This window comes from Leisingera sp. UBA4491, assembly GCF_002388965.1.
GTDB classification, from domain to species: domain Bacteria; phylum Pseudomonadota; class Alphaproteobacteria; order Rhodobacterales; family Rhodobacteraceae; genus Leisingera; species Leisingera aquaemixtae.
Window position 1 is genome coordinate 1 of record NZ_DGNN01000029.1, and the last position, 16,226, is coordinate 16,226.

The window sequence follows — 16,226 nt, forward strand, 5'->3', positions numbered from 1 at the left end:
CGGTAAAAATCGGGCGCTTACGATTGATCTCAGGAAGGATGCACATGAACTGAACAGGCTTGTATACAGTTACGCTGACACAGTTGGGATATCCTTCGACCAACTTTCTCACGCAGAGTTCTTCAAGAGGTTGCTCTGTGCATGCATGAACCGTTGGGGATTGGTCATTGAGCTCGTCGTCGAGGCCTTTGCTTTGGCTAAGCTCGAAGATGCGCAGTCGTGTTCGCTCGACCATTTTGTGAGTGCATTTGCAAAGACGTACCGTCTCTCGCCTGCATACTCACCTTTCACTGTTGTCGACTTCGAAGAGGCCTTCAATCCCGAGGTGATGGCGTCGCTGCTTCACAAAGAACAATAACGATCAGAGCGCGTGTAGTTGCCGCGAAGAGCCCGCCTTGAGCGGGCTCTTTCTTTGCCAGACCTGTGCATGCTTTTGGTTTTGGCGTGCATGTTTTTGGGGTGCGCCACCATTTGTCAATTCGCAAGTAACTGATTTAAATGGCAAACTTCGGGAGTTGGATTGCCGAATCGAAGATGCGTGCATTCTTATGCCTCATTGGCACTGATATCAATGGACCGAAGTGCGCAATCCTTGGTTGTTTCGTCACGGGATCTGCCCGCGGGTTTCTTCGCAAATCCTGTTACAGCTTCAACCCCGCGTCAGTTCGCGGAGCGGCGGCCGCCGATAAATCCGCAGGCGTTTCCGGGGGTTGGATCCAGTCCCCCGAACAGACACGCGTGTCAGGGAAATGTGGATTGCTCGGTTTGGTCCGGTAACCCGTTGGCTGCGCGGGTGGTGCTGGGCAGTTCGCCAAAGCGGGCGCGGTAGAGCTGGGAAAAACGTCCCAGATGGGAAAAGCCGCTGTCATAGGCGATGCTGCTGACCGGCGTTCCGGCAGGGCGCGAGAGCAGCAGATAGCGGGCCAGATCCAGCCGCAGATCGCGAAGATATTCCACCGGTGTCAGGCCGAAATGCTGGCGGAACCCGGTCTGCAGGGTGCGGATGCTGCAGCCGGCCTCGGCGGCGATGGCTGAAACGGTCAGCGGCTCTGCCGCATTGGCGTGGATATAGTCTTGCGCGCGGCGGATCTGAAGGCTGCTGCCCAACGGGGCGCGCGGAGACAGGAGATGGCGGATGTTGCTTTGCTGGTGGGTCAGCAGGCCGAGGATCAGCTGCTCTTCGATCACCTGCTGCTGCAAGGCGCCCCAGTGGCCGAATCCGGCCTGCGCATCGGTTGCCCTCACGCAGGCGATGAACTGCCGGGCCCAGTCGTGCAGGGGGCCGGTGCTGATGGGTGCGGCTGTGTCAAAGACCACCGGCTCAGACAGCGGCAGCCCGGAGGCGCGCTCGGCAATACTGTGCAGCGCGTTCCGGTCAATCTGCAGCAGCAGCATCCGGCAGTCCGCCTGCCATGTCATCTGCGTTACCCGCGTCGGGTTGAGAACGGTGGCTTGGCGGATGTTCGAGCCCACCGCTGCCGCGCCGTTGGCAACCACGGCTGCGCCGCTCAGCGGCATTTGCACGAGATAGAAATCCTGCAGCTCGCCCGGGTCTATTTGCACGGCAGATCCGTAGCACAGGTAATTGAGCGACAGGCTGCGTCCCGGAACATGGTTGTGGCGGGTGCCGAAACCGAGGCTCCTGCCGGCAGGCTGCAGGCGGTGGTCGCAGAATTTCTGGGCGACGAGGCTGCGGGCCTCGTCGATGTCGCGGCTGTGGAACTGCCGCCACGCGCGCAAGGGCTCGCTCTTGTGTTCTGCTTGCTGCCGGGTCATCGGCGCAGCCTAGCACGGTTCCTCAGTCAGGCAATCATGCGGTTCCGCGCTATTTTGCGCATTCTGGATAACCCTTTTCCGGGGCTGCCCCTAGGCTTCCTATACGAGCGATAAGGGAGGAAACTATGGCTCTGGATCAGGGAATCACCAAAGCGACCGGCGGGCTGGAGGGCCTGTCCTGGAATGTCGTCGGGCACACTTATACGCCAAAGCTGCACAGCGAAAACGCGTTTGTCTGGCACGCGGCCATTCCGGACGGCACCTTTGTGCCGCCGCATGTGCACCCCACCCAGGACGAGTGGATCACCATGCTGGAGGGCACGCTGGAGGTGGAATTCGGCGGCGACGTGTACCAGGCCGGCCCGGGCGACACAGTGCGGATGCCGATGGGGGTGGCGCACGGCATCTTCAACCGCTCCGGTGCAGAGGCCACTTGCGTGTTCGGAGTGGCGCCGTCGCGCAAGCTGTTTGACCTGTTCTGCGCATTGGACGGGGTGACAGATCCGGAAGAACTGGTGCGGCTGTCCGCGCTGCATGAGGTGGATTTCCTGCCGCCGCCGTCGGAATAAGGGAGGCGGACATGGTGAAACGCAAGACGGTCGCCGTCATCGGCGGCGGGGTAAGCGGGCTGGCCGCGGCGAAGGCCTTTGCCGAAAAGGGGCATCAGGTTCTGGGCTATGAGCGCAGCCATGACTTGGGCGGCGTGTGGGAGCTTTCCCGCTCTTATCCGGGGGTGCAGACGCAATCCCCCAAAGAACTGTACTGTTATACCGACCACCCGATGCCAGAGGAGTATCCGGAATGGCCCAAGGGCCCGCAGGTGCACGCCTATCTGCATTCTTATGCGGATAAGCACGATCTGCACCGGCTGTTCCAGCTGAACGCCAACGTGCTGGAAATGGACCGGCGCCCGGACGGGCAGCCGGGCTGGCGGCTGGTGATTGAGACAGGCGGCGAGACCCGGGTGCAGGACGTGGATTTCGCAGTGGTCTGCACCGGGCAGTTCTCCGAGAAAAACATCCTGACCCACCCCGGGCAGGAAGCCTTCACCGCGCAAGGCGGGGAGGTCATGCACTCCTCGGAGTATCTGGACCCGGAGCACGCGCGCGGCAAGCGGGTTGTGGTGCTGGGCGGGTCCAAATCCGCCACCGATGTCGCGGTCAACGCGGTCCAGAACGGTGCCAAGCAGGTGCATCTGGTCTACCGGCAGAATGTCTGGCGGGTGCCGTATTTTGTCGGCGGCATCAACTTTAAGAAGCTGCTCTACATGCGGGCGCAGGAAGTGCAGTTCAACGGTTGGGGCCGCAGCTGGCTGCACAAGGCCTTCTATGGTCTGGCCAAGCCGCTGATCTGGGCCAATTTCCGCGGTCTTGAGGCGCTGTTGAAGATGCAGCTGGGGCTGAAGAAGTGGGACATGGTCCCGGATGTCCCGATCGAGAAAGACGTTTCCTGCTCGGTGCCGATCGTGACACCGGGCCTGTTTGAGGGTTTTAAGGACGGTTCAATCACTCCGCATCGCACCACATTCTCACGGTATGAAGGCGATGAAATCGTGCTGGAAAACGGTGAGAGAATCGGCGCTGACCTGGTGATTTCAGCGGTCGGCTGGAAGCTGGGTATTCCCTATCTCGCGCAGCGGCACCTGGACAAACTGATCGAGGCGGACGGCCAGTACCGGACCTACCGTCTGGCGGTGAACCCGGACCTGCCGGAAATGGGCTTTGTCGGCTTCAACTCCAGCTTCTGCACCATTCTGTCGGCGGAGATGGTGGCAAACTGGCTGGTCCGCTATGCCGATGGCCAGCTGGCGCGTCAGCCTTCGCGGGCGGAGATGGAGGAGAACATCCAGATGATGCTCGACTGGCGCCGCAAGGAGCGTCCGGCGGCGCAAATCTATGGCGGGCTGTGCTCGGCGCCTTTCCACTTCAAGCACTTCGATGAGCTGCTGATGGATATGGGGGCGACGCAATGGAAGCGGCCGAACCCTCTTGTGGAGCAATTCGCGCCGCCGGATGCCAGCGCCTACGGCCGTTTCCTGGCAACGGCACCGCAATATCAGGCGGCCTGAAGCCTGCCCATGCGCCTGCCGGAAACGGCGGGCGCTCATGTTTCAACAGCACACATTGGGCGCGCTGCTGCATGCAAATTTTCGAGTAAGGGGGGATGGTGCCCAGGAGAGGACTCGAACCTCCACGTCCATACGGACACTAGCACCTGAAGCTAGCGCGTCTACCAATTCCGCCACCTGGGCAGGTGTCGTGAAACCGGCGTATAAGCGGAGTCGCAAGGGGCGTCAAACGGAAATAGCACGCCGGAATCCAGGTTTGCCGGGATTTTCAGCCGCACCTGCAAAGGTCGCCGATGGCGCTGGCAGAGTGGCAATTTCGCTTGCCTGCAACACGGCCCGGCATTATGAAACCAGCGGCGCCGGTGTAGCTCAGCTGGTAGAGCACGTCATTCGTAATGATGGGGTCGTAGGTTCGAGTCCTATCACCGGCACCAGTTTCCTCCGCAGTCTTGTGAATGATCGCTGGTGCGTGCCGCCAGCCAACGGCAGTTGCAGCGCGCGTCCCCCGCTCCCCTGCCTGCGGCCGTCCGGGGAGGCTGTTTGCTTATGCCGCACCCGCTGGCAGGGCCGGATTGAGCTGCCGGGGATGGTATGCCCCTGCCCGGTTTGCCATAATGCCCGGCGGGTGGTCCGGCGCCTTGCGAAACAACACCCTGCGGCCGGGTTCCGGATCCCGGCGGTTCAGACAGGCCCCTGGAGCAGACTGATGACCCAGCAAACCGTTCTTGTCACCGGGTCCTCCGGCTTCATCGGCTACCACCTGTGCCGGCGCCTGCTGGAGGACGGGTTCCGTGTCGTTGGCATCGACAACCTGTCGGATTACTACAGCGTGCAGCTGAAACGGGACCGGCAGGCGATGCTGGAACAGTACCCGGACTTCAGCGTCATCACCCGCAGCATCGAGGATCCCGGCGTCGTCCTGGAGGTCTTTGAGGCGCACAAGCCGGACTATGTGGTCCACCTCGCCGCGCAGGCCGGGGTGCGCTATTCGATCGAGAATCCCCGCTCTTATCTGGAAAGCAACATCACCGGCACCTTCGAGATCCTGGAAGCCGCCCGCGCCCATCCGCCCCGGCACATGCTGCTGGCCTCCACCTCCTCGGCGTTCGGGGCCAATACCGAGATGCCCTACAGGGAGACCCAGAAGGCCGATCACCAGATGTCCTTCTATGCCGCCTCCAAAAAGGCGACCGAGAACATGGCGCATTCCTATGCGCATCTGTTTGATCTGCCAGTCACCATGTTCCGCTTCTTCACGGTCTACGGCCCGTGGGGGCGGCCTGATATGGCGCTGTTCAAATTCACCAGAGCGATTCTCGCGGGGCAGCCGATCGACGTCTACAATTATGGCGGCATGCAGCGCGACTTCACCTATATCACCGATCTGGTGGAGGCCGTCCGGCTGCTGATGGACGCGGTGCCGGAACGCCCGGCGGACGGGGCGGTGCCAGAGGGCGACAGCCTGTCGCCGGTGGCGCCGCACCGGGTGATCAACATCGGAAATTCCGAGCCGGTGCAGCTGAACGATTTTATCGCCGCGGTGGAGGCCGCCACCGGCCGCACCGCGGAGCGCAACCTGATGCCGATGCAGGCGGGCGATGTGCCCGCCACATGGGCCGATGCCTCGCTGCTGCGGCGGCTGACGGGCTATACCCCCCAAACCGGAGTGGCCGAGGGTGTAGCGCAGTTTGTTGAGTGGTACCGGGCGTATTACCCGGAGGCCCCGGACAGCCAGTGAGCCGAGCGGCGCAGCCGGGACCGTCCCGGGCCGGGGTGAGCCTCTTGAACCTGCGGCTGCCTGAATTATGAAGGAGCGGCTGTGACTGCACAGGGCAGGGTCTGCGCCACCCTGTTGCCAAACCGCGCGTCCGGGGAGTGATCATGAGGCAAGAACTGATCTTGCGGCCTGCATCCATGCGTCTGGCTGTTTTTCTGTTGGTGGCAGTGGCCGAGGCCGCGGCCATTCGCCTGCTGACCTATGATGCGGACCAGTTCTTCTGCGGGAATGTGTCCGCATATACTCTCTGCCGGGGGCTGCGGACGCTTCCTCTGAGCGTTTTCTTCATGTGTGCTGCCGTTGTTCTGATGACAGTGGCCCGCCCCCGTCTTTGGCACAGCTATGCGCATCTGGCGGCCGCGGCGCCGTCCCGCCGCCTGGTTCCGGCCGGGCTGCATCTGCTGGGGCTGGTGCTGGTGCTGGTGCCGCTCTGGCGGCTTCCGCTGGCTCAGCTGGAGGCGCAGTTCAGCCAGGCGGCGCCGCTGTTCCTGGCCGGCGGCGCGCTTGCGCTTCTGGGCGCTGCGCTCTGGCTGTTGCCGTTGCGCGCCTGGAAGCAGTGGTTGCTGGGCAATGGCGCCTTCCTGCCGCTGGTGGCAGCCGGATTTTTCCTTCTCCCGCTTGTGGTTGAGGCGACCGGATGGCTGTGGGGCGAGAACCGCGCGTTGACCCGGCTGACGTTCCAGGCCGCGAGCGGGGTGTTTGCCTTGACCGGCACCGAGCTGTTCACCCTCCCGGGGGAGCGGATTATCGGCCTCAACGACTTTTCGGTCCGCATTGCCTCGGGCTGTTCCGGTGCCGAAGGCGTGGCCCTGGTGGCGGTGTTCATGGCGCTCTATGCGCTGCTGGCGCGCCGGACACTGCGGATGGGCCCCTACTGGGCGCTGCTGTTCCCGGTTGCGGTCTGCCTGAGCTGGATCCTGAACATCCTGCGGATTTCGGCGCTGATCTGGCTGGGTGCAAATGTCTCGCCGAAACTGGCGGTGGACGGGTTTCACTCCTATGCGGGCTGGCTGATGTTTTCGCTGCTGGCCTTTGCGGTTCTGGCCATCGTCCACAACATGGCCTTTTTCCACACCGGGGCAGCAAAGCCTGGCGCCCGCCCCGGCCTGCCCCTGAGGGCGGATCCGCTGTTTGCCAGAATCGTTCCGTTCATCCTTTTCATGATGAGCGGCACCATCACGCCGCTGCTTTGGGAAAATCCTGCCGATGGCTACCCGCTGAGGGTGGCGTTCATGCTGCTGGGGCTGGCGCTGTTCTGGCCTGCGCTGAGGGCTATCGACTGGCGCGCCGGGCCGGCCGACTGGCTGACCGGCTGCGCGGTGGCGGCAATGTGGCTGCTGCTGGCCCCGGACACCACCGCCAGCGCGGCGCAGGCGCCGGATCCGTTCTGGATCCTGTGCCGCCTGCTGGGCACGGTGCTGCTGGTGCCGGTCATCGAAGAGCTGTTCTTCCGCGCCTATGTGCTGGAGCGTGCCGCCGGCACTTCCGCCGCAGCACCCTGGCGCGTCCTGGCCGGGCTGGCGGTCAGCAGCCTGCTGTTTGCGGCGCTGCACGACCGCTGGCTGGCCGGGGCAGCGGCGGGCGTTGCGTTCGGGCTATTGTACCTGCGGACCCGCCGCCCCGGCGGCGCCGTGCAGGCGCATATGCTGGCCAACGCCATCATCGCTGCCGTGGCCATCGCCACCATGAATTATGATCTGATCTGATCTCATCCCGCCTGGCGGCACGCCGCAGGACAGGGCGAGAACTACTAAAATTTGCCTAACATGCGGGCTAAAGTGTTGATAATGTACTAATTTTTGCCACATCTCCACCCCGGCCAGCGCGCAGGGGTTTTCTATCCAGTCTCCAACGCCCGTTTCTTTGCATTGGAGATCTGATCATGCTGGCACTGAATATCGCATCTTCTGCTGCTGCCCTGCCGGGGCGCGCCCGTTCCGTCTTCCGCAAGACCGCCAATGCCGCCGTTGCCGCATGTCTGGCACTTGCGGTGCTGCAGCCGCAGGCAGCAGCCGCCCAGCAAACCTATGTCGTGGGCAGCGACCGTGGCGGTTATCTGCACGACCGGCTGATCGAACTGAAAAACCTCAAGCGCAGCGGCACCCGGGTCGAGATCCGCGGCCGGGTCTGCTATTCCACCTGCACGATGTTCCTCGGCCTGCCGGGGGCCTGCGTTGATCCGAACACCACCTTCGGCTTCCACGGTCCGTCGCGCAGCGGCCGCCGCCTGGCGCAGGAAAAGTTCGATTATTTCAGCCGGGTGATGGCGGACTTCTACCCGGAGCCGCTGAAGGTCTGGTTCATGGCGGAAGGCCGCAACCGGATTTCCGGCATCTACAAGATCAAGGGCAGCGAAATCATCCGCATGGGTGTGAAAGCCTGCCGCAGCGCCTGAGCAGGCCAGCTTGCCCCGGTGCGGGCTGGCGGGTATCACGGAGGTGACCGCAGTGAACCCCGGCGCGTTGCCGCACGCCGGGGTTCACTGCGCCAAACAGGCTACCGGGAGATTTGCCTATCGTGCTGTCATCCATGCTCCGCAAGTTCGCAAAAGGCGCCGCCTTTGCGGATCCCGCGCCTGAGGTGCCGCTCTGCGTGATCGGCGATGTGCATGGCTGCCTGCCGCTGCTGGAGCAGATGCTGGCCCAGGTGCCGCGGGATCACCAAGTCGTCCTGGCCGGGGATTACGTCGACCGGGGCGAGCAGAGCGCCGGACTGCTGCGCTTTCTCAGCGCCCGCCCGGATCTGACCTGCCTGATGGGCAATCATGAGGATATGCTGCTGCGCTTCCTGCAGAACCCCGCCCGCGACGGCGGCCGCTGGATCAGGAACGGCGGGCTGCAGACGCTGGCATCCTTCGGCATCTGCGGCGCCCGCCCGCAGATGAGCGCAGATGAGCTGCGCAGCTGCCGCGACCGCCTGCAGGCGGCGATGGGGGAGGATCTGATTGCCTGGATTGCCGGTCTGGAGACCTCTCTGCTGTCCGGCACTGTGCTGGTGGCCCACGCCGGGGCGGATCCCGGCACGGCCGCAGACGCGCAGCAGGACGGCACGCTGCTGTGGGGGCACCGGGAGTTCTTCCGCACCCCGCGCCGGGACGGGGTCTGGGTCGTGCATGGCCATACCATCGTCAGCACGCCCGCGGCGGAGCGGGGCCGGATTGCCGTCGATACCGGCGCCTATGCCACCGGAACCCTGTCTGCTGTCTGCCTTGATGGCAGCGCGCCGCGGTTCCTGAGCGTGCCTGCGCAGCCCGCCTGACGTCAGGTCATCGGTGCAGACCGGATACAGCCGTGCGGGAATAACGCACCTGTCCCACGCTTCAAGTTGAGCGGTGGTTAAGAAGGTGTTAAGTGCCTTCGATGGGGGAGTTTAACAGTTACCTTTTGAGGCCCAGCAGATGAAAAATCTTTTTACCGCCCTTAGCACCGCTTTCATTGTCAACTGCATGACCCTGTCCGCCGCTTTAGCGAAGCCTGGCAAAGGCAATGGCAACGGGCATGGAGTCGGCAACGGCAACGGCGGCAACGGGAACGGCAATGCGTGGGGCGTGCCGGAAATCGACGCCAGCGCGGGTCTGCTGACGCTAGCGGCGGTTGGCGCTGCATTGGCCCTGGCCTGGGAAGTGAACCGCCGCCGCGCCTGATTCGGAACGGGCCCCTTCAGCGGGGTAAATCCATTTCCGCCAAGGCTGATCAGGCGTCTGCGGCAATCGCCGCAGCAGCTTCTCGCCGCAAAGCCCCCGCCCCACCGTACTCTGCACAGGTTCCGTCCCAAGCGCCTCGGCGTTCGGCGGGCCTGTGGTTTTGCGGCGTGTCGGGCGTTAGCGCCCAGGGGGCACACGATCTGAATTCGTGCTGACAGGCTGCGCGCCGAAGGGCGACGCCGGGCTGTCGCCTGCAGGCTTCATCTTTCCTTTAGGCTCTGGCAGCCAAAAGAGCTGTATCGGGCCTCAGGCCACCGGCGCCGGAAACCAGCATTCCGGCAGAATCAAGGCCCGTCATCCCCTCAGAATTGAACCGGGCCACCCAGGTCTTGCTCCCAGGACACAATGGTTAACCAAGTCTCAAAAGTGTAGAAAATACTACTTAAGTTTGTCGTAACTTGAGTGTAATGAGCCCGTACCTATCCCTTTTGGCAGGTGGGTTTTGGTTAAGACGTTTGAATTTCGGAGTGTTAGACGATGCAGGATTTTGCACTGACCGCGTACTCCATCGATGGATCTGTTGAATATCAGGTGCCTGGCTATTCTTCGCCGGGCTATTACTCCAGATCGGGTAAGCGGATTTTTGATATACTATTTGCTCTTTTGCTGTTGCCTGTCCTTGTTCCTGTCATCCTGATTTTGTGGGGTGTTGTGCGCTTGGATGGCGGACCGGGATTTTTCGGGCATACCCGTGTGGGCCAGAACGGCAAGCCGTTCAAATGCTGGAAGGTCCGCAGCATGGTGGTCGATGCCGAATCACGGCTTCAGACCCATCTGGACAGCAACCCCGAGGCTGCTGCTGAATGGGAGCGTGACCACAAGCTGACCAGCGACCCGCGCGTCAACCGGCTTGGCCGGATCCTGCGCAGGACCAGCCTGGATGAACTGCCGCAGATCTGGAACGTGCTGAAGGGCGAGATGAGCTTTGTCGGCCCGCGCCCCATTGTCACCAAGGAGCTGCCGAAATACGGCAGGAGCGTGCCGGCGTATCTGGCCCAAAAGCCTGGAATCACCGGGCTTTGGCAGATCTCCGGCCGCAATGACATCAGCTATGATGAGCGGGTGGCGCTGGATGTGGCCTATCTGTCCTGCCGCGGTTTCTTCAAGGATCTGACAATCATCCTCCGCACAGGTGCAGCAGTGCTGGGCAGAACCGGCCGCTGAGTCCGGCACCGGTCCGCAGGACTTTCTTCTTAAAGCCCCCGCGTGTATGCGGGGGATGATGCGCGTGTGCGGCGCGCATCATCAGTACGGTACTTGGGTATTCATGAAACAGACGCCTTTGAGTGAAGCTTCCTTCCCTGTGCAGCGCCCTGCGCCCTCTGAAACGCCGGACGACGATGTCATAGACCTTGGCGCCTTGTTCGCCACCCTGTGGCGCGGCAAGTGGATCATGCTGCTGGCGACCGCGGCGGCCATCTTCCTGGGCGGGATATACGCCTTTGTCGCAGCGGTGCCGCAGTACACCTCCAGCGCCGTGGTGATGCTGGAGACCAAGCAGGAAAGCGTGGTTGATCTGCAAAGCGTCGTCAGCGGCCTGTCGGGCGACTACGCCGAGGTCAATTCCGAGCTGGAGGTGCTGCAATCGCGCGGGCTGATGAGCAAGGTCGCCGACAAGCTCAGCCTGATGGACGATCCGGAATTCAACGGAACCCTGGTTGAACCTTCTGCGCTGGGCGCGCTGATCTGGACGGTGAAATCGCAGATCAAATCGCTGCTGGGCCTGCAGAAGCCGACGGAAGAGATGCCGGAGGAGCTGGTCGAACAGCTGATCCGGGACAGTGTGGTTTCGACCCTGCTGAACAAGATTTCGGTGCGCAATGTTCCCAATACGCTGGTGTTCGAGGTCACTGCGGAGACGGAATCCGCCCGCAAATCGGCGTTGATTGCCGACACCATTGTGGATCTCTACATCCTCAACCAGATCGAAGTGAAATTCGACGCCACCGAGCAGGCGACAACCTGGCTGACCGGCCGTGTGGCCGAGCTTAAGACGGAGCTGGAAACCGCCGAGGCCAAGGCCAATGAATTCAATGCGGGCACCGCCCTGGTCTCGCCGGAGGCGCTGCAGGCGCAAGAGGTGCAGCTGAAGGATCTGCGCGAGCGTATTGCCCTGGCCAGAGCCGCGGAGGAAACCGCGCAGGTGCGCTACAGCGAGCTGCGCGCGGCGGAAACCCGGGAGAAGCGGGCGGAAGTCAGCCAGGACCGGCAGCTGCAGCGATTGCTGGCGCAGGCGGACACCGCCGCGGGCAGGGCCGCGTTTGACACCGCCTTCCAGCGGCTTCTGGCCCGCGCCGCGCTGGATGCCCGCCGCGCAACGCAGCAGCTGCAGACGCTGGTGCAGTCGGAGGCGGAACTGTCCAGGCAAACCGCGCGGCAGAGCGAAGACCTGATCACCCTGCAGCAGCTCACCCGCGAGGCAGAAGCTGTGCGGCTGCTCTATGAGTATTTCCTGACCCGTCTCAAGGAGACCTCGGCCCAGGAGGGCATCCAGAAAGCGGACAGCCGCCTCTTGTCGCGGGCGGTGATTCCGCTGCGCCCCTCCGCGCCCAAAAAATCGCTGATCCTTGCGATGAGCGGGATTTTGGGGCTGATGGCGGGCGCCGGCATCGTGCTGCTGATGGAAGCACGGCGCCGGGGCATCCGCTCCGCTCAGGAGCTGGAGCGCAAGACCGGCTACAGCGTGCTGGGGCAGATCCCGGTGTTCCCGGCCAGCGGCCGCCGCAAGGTGCTGGAATACCTGGCCGAGAAACCGTCTTCCGCCACCGCGGAGGCGGTGCGCAACCTGCGCACCTCGCTGATGCTGTCCAATGTGGATCATCCGCCGCAGGTCGTGGTCCTGACCTCCTCCCTGCCGGGGGAAGGCAAAACCACCAATTCGCTGGCGCTGGCGCAGAACTTCGTTGGCATCGGCAAGAAGGTGCTGCTGGTCGAGGGCGACATCCGGCGCCGGACGATGACGGCCCAGCTCAGCAATGTGCCGCCGCAGGGCATTGTCTCGGTGCTGGCAGGGGATATCGCGGCTGACCAAGCCATCTTCCAGGATCCGCTCTTGGGTTGTGACATCCTGGCGGGGGAAAAGACCTCGGCCAACGCCGCCGATCTTTTTGCGTCGGAGCGGTTCCGCGACTTCCTGAACGAGATGCGGCAGCGCTATGACGTCATTCTGATCGACACGCCGCCGGTGCTGATTGTGTCTGACGCCCGGCTGATCGCCCGCAATGCGGACGCGGTGCTGCTGACCGTGAAATGGGACGACACCGCCGAACAGGATGTGGCGGAGGCCCTGCGGCTGTTCCATACCGACAACCAGCGCCTGACCGGGATGATCCTGGGCCAGATCAACACCCGCCGGATGAGGCAGTATGGCTACAGCTACGGCGACTATGGCTCAAAATACTACGCCAACTGACGCATTGAAGCCGGAGAAGACGGCTTGAAAAGGAACGGCGCGCCTCGCAGGGGGCGCGCCGATCTCTTTTGCAGACTGCGGGCCGCAGTTGCGGGTGCTTCAGTTCGTGCTGACGGTGCTTGTGGTGGACGGGGTCGCGCCGCCGCCTGCTGCGGCTGCAAGTCCGGCGGCAGCGGCTGCCGCTCCAAGCGCCGGTGCCACCAGCGGCACAAAGCCGGTGACGCCTTCCGCCTCTGCTGCGGAGGCAGCGTCTGCCAGCGCTGCGAGACACTCGTCATCGTCGGTGTTCTGGGTGTCTTCGCAATCGTCCTTAGCGGTTGCGGGGCTGACACTCTGGGCGGCAGCACCGGTTGCGGACAGGGCCAGGGCCAAAAGGGTAATCCGGATCATCGTCAATCTCCTAAACCTATTCGCCGCCAAGCTATCATGCTCTGCCGGCGCTGCAAATGCTGCACTGCTGCAAAGCCGCTTTTGTGTGTCCAAAATGGTGTTTTTCCGCCGCCGTCCGGCGGCAAAACCAATGGCGGAAACCGCAGAAGCCGCGCAACCGCCGGTTTTGCTCCGGCAAGGGTTGCACTGGCGTCCGAAACAGGGAAAGAGACAGGCAGATTCGCCACAGCAGAAAGACATTTCCGGCCTTTTCTCCAGCCTGCGGGACAGTCCGCCGAAAAACGGATAAAGGGGCGGCAGGCCAGCAGTACATTCTTAGACGGTATGACAAACGTGATTTTCCAGGGACGGCAATTGCTTTCGGCAGCACTCATGGCGGCCGCCCCGGCACTCGCCCCTTCACTGGCTCAGGCGCAAAGCACTTCAGTCTACGGCACGCCGGGGTTGATCGAAACGCCTACGGCTGAAATGTATCCCGACGGCACCCTGGCCTTTACCAGCGGTGTGCTGGATCAGACCCTGCGGGCCACGATGACCTTTCAGATGCTGCCCTGGGTGCATGGCAGCTTCCGCTATGCGGTGATCGAGGGCTTCGACGGGGAGATCGGCGACCGTTTCGACCGCAGCTTCGACCTGCACTTCCAGCTGCGCGAGGAAGGCCGGACGTCCCCGGCCCTGGCATTGGGCCTGCGCGACTTCGGCGGCACCGGCATCTATGCCTCGGAATATCTGGTTGCCACCAAGACCATCCGGGACCGGCTGAAACTGTCCGGCGGCATCGGCTGGGGGCGGCTGGCCGGACGCGGCAGTTTCTCCAACCCGCTGGGTCTGCTCAGCAGCCGGTTCGACACCCGCAGCGATCCTCGTGCGGGCAACATCACCGAAACGGGGCGGCTGGATTTCGGCAATTGGTTCCGGGGCGAAGCGGCGCTGTTCGGCGGCGCCAGCTGGGCCTACAGCGACCGCTTGATCCTGCTCGCGGAATACTCCCCGGACCTTTATACCAAAGAGCGGGACCGCATCGGTTTCGAGGTCAGCTCGCCGTTCAACTTGGGCGCCCAGTACCGTTTGAAGAACGGGGCGCAGGTGACCGCGGCCTTCATGTACGGCACCACCCTGGGGCTCAACTACAGCTATTTCATCGACCCGCGGCAAAGCGTGGCGCCGGGCGGGCAGGGCGCCTCGCCGCCGCCGCTGCAGCCGATCGACCGGGTGGCGCTGGCCAGCTGGAACCTGCCTGATACCGCGGCACCGGGCCGCCGGCAGCAGGTCCTGACGCGCAGCCTGGAGCTGGAAGGGCTGCGGCTGGTCTATCTGGAGGACGCGGGCGGCACGCTGCGGATCGGGGTGGAAAACGGCACCTACGGCCAGGCGGCGCAGGCTGTCGGGCGGGCGGCGCGGGTGCTGGCCAATACCCAGCCTGCGCGGGTGCAAAGCTTTGATATCGCGCTCATGTCGAACGGCGTGCCGCTCAGTTCCGTGCGCATCGCCCGCCAGGATCTCTATGAGCTGGAGCATGATCCCGACGGGGCCTGGCGCAGCTTTGCCCGGGCCGAGGTATCCGACAGCCTGACGCTGTTCAGGGGCGGCTTCACCGATGCGGCCTATCCGAATTTCAGCTACCGGTTCGGCCCCTATCTGCAGGCTTCGTTCTTCGACCCGGATGCGCCGCTGCGCTATGAAATCGGCGCCCAGATGGGGCTGGATTACACCGCCGCCCCGGGGTTCACCCTGTCTGCCGGACTGCGCCAGCCGGCCGCCGGCAACCTCGATGACAGCCAGCGGCAGTCGAATTCGGTGATCCAGCGAGTGCGGTCCGACTGGGGGATTTACGCCCGGGAATCCGACCTGCGCGTCGAGCATCTGACCGCCGAATACATCTGGCGTCCCGGCGCCGATCTTTATGCCCGCACCACGGCGGGTTATCTGGAGACCATGTACGGCGGCGTCTCGGGCGAAGTGCTGTGGTTCCCGGCGGACAGCCGGCTGGCGCTGGGCGCAGAGGTGAATTACGTCAAGCAGCGCGATTTTGACGTGCTGTTCGGGTTCCAGGACTACTCGGTCGCGACCGGCCATGTCTCCGCCTATTACGATTTGCCCGGCGAATACCACGCGCAGGTGGACGCAGGCCGATATCTGGCCGGCGACTACGGGGCCACCGTCACGCTCGACCGCGAATTTGCCAATGGCTTCAAGGTCGGCGCCTTCTTTACCCTGACCACGGTCAGCTTCGACGATTTCGGCGAAGGCTCGTTTGACAAGGGGATCCGGCTGGAAATTCCGGTGTCCTGGCTGACCGGCCGCCCGTCGCGCGACCGGCTGGCGCAGGTGATCCGCCCGGTGCTGCGCGATGGCGGCGCCCGGCTTAATGTGCGCAACCGGCTGTATGGCGTGACCCGCGAGGCGCGCGCCCAGCAGCTGGCCAAGGGATGGGGGAGGTTCCTGCGATGAGGCTGTTCCGCACTGCCCTGATCTGCCTGCTGCTCGCGTCCTGCGGCGACGCCAGGGACGAACTCGACCTGCTGCGCGGCGCGCTGCAGCCCGATGCGCCCCGGTTCCATCCGCGCGCCAATGCGCTGGCGTCTGTGCGCCCGATCCCGCCGCGGCTGGAGGTGAGCTTTCCCAGCCGCGACCTGAGCGGCGTCATGCTGCTGGAGACCGAGCGGGCAGGGGTGCAGACCTGGCTGACCGCCGATGGCGCCACGATCACGCTGGAGAAGGGGTTTCTCACCTCCGCCAAGGGGTTCGGCTCTGGTCTGGCGGCCTCGGATGTGCGGCAAAGCGCGGCGCTGGTGCTGGCCCGGCAGGAGGGCACGGCGGAGCGGTTCCACAGTTTCCTGAACGGCAACGACCAGATCGAACTGCACGCCTACAAATGCGTTGTGACGCGCCTGGGGCCGGAGAGCATTTTTCTGCGCGGCCTGCCGGTTGCCGCTCAAAAGCTGGAAGAACGCTGCCACGGGGTAGCGGAAAGCTTCACGAATACCTATTGGGTGCGGCAGGGAGTCCCCGAGGTTTTGCAATCCTCGCAGTGGACCGGCAGCTTCCTTGGCAACCTCTTTATGAAGACGGTGCCGGATGAGATTTGATTGTAAGTTGA

The 16,226-nt window shown here is 63.5% G+C and carries 14 protein-coding genes, 2 tRNA genes and 1 pseudogene; 13 read left to right on the plus strand and 4 right to left on the minus strand.

Going from position 1 to position 16,226, the window contains the following annotated elements; all coding sequences use genetic code 11:
- Positions 1–358 (plus strand): annotated as a pseudogene (locus tag B2P87_RS17735) (hypothetical protein); the annotation flags it as partial.
- Positions 359–741: 383 nt separating this feature from the next.
- On the opposite strand, the gene B2P87_RS17740 reads toward B2P87_RS17735, so the two are convergent.
- Positions 742–1,776 (minus strand): helix-turn-helix domain-containing protein, encoded by a 1,035-nt coding sequence (locus B2P87_RS17740; RefSeq protein ID WP_244940752.1) that lies wholly within the window; start codon positions 1,774–1,776, stop codon positions 742–744.
- Positions 1,777–1,901: 125 nt separating this feature from the next.
- Here B2P87_RS17740 and B2P87_RS17745 point away from each other — a divergent pair, with 125 nt between their 5' ends.
- Both B2P87_RS17745 and B2P87_RS17750 read left to right on the plus strand, forming a co-directional pair.
- Positions 1,902–2,345: a cupin domain-containing protein gene (locus tag B2P87_RS17745; RefSeq protein ID WP_058287464.1), complete on the plus strand. Its 444-nt coding sequence runs from the start codon at positions 1,902–1,904 to the stop codon at positions 2,343–2,345.
- Between the two features lie 11 nt (positions 2,346–2,356).
- Positions 2,357–3,844, plus strand: a complete 1,488-nt coding sequence (locus B2P87_RS17750; RefSeq protein ID WP_141891750.1) for a flavin-containing monooxygenase — start codon at positions 2,357–2,359, stop codon at positions 3,842–3,844.
- A gap of 96 nt (positions 3,845–3,940) precedes the next feature.
- Here B2P87_RS17750 and B2P87_RS17755 read toward each other — a convergent pair.
- Positions 3,941–4,027: transfer RNA gene (locus B2P87_RS17755), tRNA-Leu, on the minus strand.
- A 175-nt stretch (positions 4,028–4,202) separates the two neighbouring features.
- Between B2P87_RS17755 and B2P87_RS17760 the strand changes: the two genes are divergently transcribed.
- The 8 genes from B2P87_RS17760 (at position 4,203) to B2P87_RS17795 (ending at position 12,736) form a co-directional block, all read left to right on the plus strand.
- A tRNA-Thr gene (locus tag B2P87_RS17760) sits at positions 4,203–4,278 on the plus strand.
- 272 nt (positions 4,279–4,550) lie between these two features.
- A complete protein-coding gene (locus B2P87_RS17765; RefSeq protein ID WP_167510274.1) occupies positions 4,551–5,582 on the plus strand; it encodes an SDR family NAD(P)-dependent oxidoreductase in 1,032 nt (343 codons plus the stop codon).
- A gap of 143 nt (positions 5,583–5,725) precedes the next feature.
- Entirely contained in the window at positions 5,726–7,327 is a 1,602-nt protein-coding gene (gene xrtE / locus B2P87_RS17770) for an exosortase E/protease, VPEID-CTERM system (protein ID WP_141891754.1), read from the plus strand.
- A 176-nt stretch (positions 7,328–7,503) separates the two neighbouring features.
- Positions 7,504–8,016: a hypothetical protein gene (locus tag B2P87_RS17775; protein ID WP_141891755.1), complete on the plus strand. Its 513-nt coding sequence runs from the start codon at positions 7,504–7,506 to the stop codon at positions 8,014–8,016.
- Positions 8,017–8,150: 134 nt separating this feature from the next.
- Positions 8,151–8,879, plus strand: a complete 729-nt coding sequence (locus tag B2P87_RS17780) for a metallophosphoesterase (protein ID WP_141892134.1) — start codon at positions 8,151–8,153, stop codon at positions 8,877–8,879.
- 139 nt (positions 8,880–9,018) lie between these two features.
- Entirely contained in the window at positions 9,019–9,264 is a 246-nt protein-coding gene (locus B2P87_RS17785; protein ID WP_058285269.1) for a VPEID-CTERM sorting domain-containing protein, read from the plus strand.
- A 537-nt stretch (positions 9,265–9,801) separates the two neighbouring features.
- Complete coding sequence (locus tag B2P87_RS17790; protein ID WP_141891757.1) at positions 9,802–10,488, plus strand: sugar transferase; 687 nt, start codon at positions 9,802–9,804, stop codon at positions 10,486–10,488.
- 103 nt (positions 10,489–10,591) lie between these two features.
- On the plus strand, positions 10,592–12,736 hold the full coding sequence (locus tag B2P87_RS17795) for a GumC family protein (protein WP_141891758.1): 2,145 nt from the start codon (positions 10,592–10,594) through the stop codon (positions 12,734–12,736).
- 99 nt (positions 12,737–12,835) lie between these two features.
- On the opposite strand, the gene B2P87_RS17800 is transcribed toward B2P87_RS17795, so the two are convergent.
- On the minus strand, positions 12,836–13,126 hold the full coding sequence (locus B2P87_RS17800; RefSeq protein WP_027245281.1) for a hypothetical protein: 291 nt from the start codon (positions 13,124–13,126) through the stop codon (positions 12,836–12,838).
- A gap of 2 nt (positions 13,127–13,128) precedes the next feature.
- A complete protein-coding gene (locus tag B2P87_RS17805) occupies positions 13,129–13,500 on the minus strand; it encodes a hypothetical protein (RefSeq protein ID WP_141891760.1) in 372 nt (123 codons plus the stop codon).
- On the opposite strand from B2P87_RS17805, the gene B2P87_RS17810 reads away from it, so the two are divergent.
- Together B2P87_RS17810 and B2P87_RS17815 are read left to right on the plus strand one after the other, a co-directional pair.
- Positions 13,499–15,577, plus strand: coding sequence for a YjbH domain-containing protein (locus B2P87_RS17810; RefSeq protein ID WP_244940753.1), 2,079 nt, complete (start codon positions 13,499–13,501; stop codon positions 15,575–15,577). The genes B2P87_RS17805 and B2P87_RS17810 overlap by 2 nt on opposite strands.
- Positions 15,574–16,215: a YjbF family lipoprotein gene (locus B2P87_RS17815; RefSeq protein ID WP_244940754.1), complete on the plus strand. Its 642-nt coding sequence runs from the start codon at positions 15,574–15,576 to the stop codon at positions 16,213–16,215. The genes B2P87_RS17810 and B2P87_RS17815 overlap by 4 nt, the downstream gene beginning before the upstream one ends.
- The last annotated feature ends 11 nt before the right edge of the window (positions 16,216–16,226 follow it).

Excerpts from the sequence above, each read along its gene's own strand:
- B2P87_RS17740 (WP_244940752.1), bottom strand. The coding sequence starts at position 1,776 with ATGACCCGGCAGCAAGCAGAACACAAGAGCGAGCCCTTGCGCGCGTGG.
- B2P87_RS17745 (WP_058287464.1), top strand. The coding sequence starts at position 1,902 with ATGGCTCTGGATCAGGGAATCACCAAAGCGACCGGCGGGCTGGAGGGC.
- B2P87_RS17750 (WP_141891750.1), top strand. The coding sequence starts at position 2,357 with ATGGTGAAACGCAAGACGGTCGCCGTCATCGGCGGCGGGGTAAGCGGG.
- B2P87_RS17765 (WP_167510274.1), top strand. The coding sequence starts at position 4,551 with ATGACCCAGCAAACCGTTCTTGTCACCGGGTCCTCCGGCTTCATCGGC.
- xrtE (WP_141891754.1), top strand. The coding sequence starts at position 5,726 with ATGAGGCAAGAACTGATCTTGCGGCCTGCATCCATGCGTCTGGCTGTT.
- B2P87_RS17775 (WP_141891755.1), top strand. The coding sequence starts at position 7,504 with ATGCTGGCACTGAATATCGCATCTTCTGCTGCTGCCCTGCCGGGGCGC.
- B2P87_RS17780 (WP_141892134.1), top strand. The coding sequence starts at position 8,151 with ATGCTCCGCAAGTTCGCAAAAGGCGCCGCCTTTGCGGATCCCGCGCCT.
- B2P87_RS17785 (WP_058285269.1), top strand. The coding sequence starts at position 9,019 with ATGAAAAATCTTTTTACCGCCCTTAGCACCGCTTTCATTGTCAACTGC.
- B2P87_RS17790 (WP_141891757.1), top strand. The coding sequence starts at position 9,802 with ATGCAGGATTTTGCACTGACCGCGTACTCCATCGATGGATCTGTTGAA.
- B2P87_RS17795 (WP_141891758.1), top strand. The coding sequence starts at position 10,592 with ATGAAACAGACGCCTTTGAGTGAAGCTTCCTTCCCTGTGCAGCGCCCT.
- B2P87_RS17800 (WP_027245281.1), bottom strand. The coding sequence starts at position 13,126 with ATGATCCGGATTACCCTTTTGGCCCTGGCCCTGTCCGCAACCGGTGCT.
- B2P87_RS17810 (WP_244940753.1), top strand. The coding sequence starts at position 13,499 with ATGGCGGCCGCCCCGGCACTCGCCCCTTCACTGGCTCAGGCGCAAAGC.
- B2P87_RS17805 (WP_141891760.1), bottom strand. The coding sequence starts at position 13,500 with ATGAGTGCTGCCGAAAGCAATTGCCGTCCCTGGAAAATCACGTTTGTC.
- B2P87_RS17815 (WP_244940754.1), top strand. The coding sequence starts at position 15,574 with ATGAGGCTGTTCCGCACTGCCCTGATCTGCCTGCTGCTCGCGTCCTGC.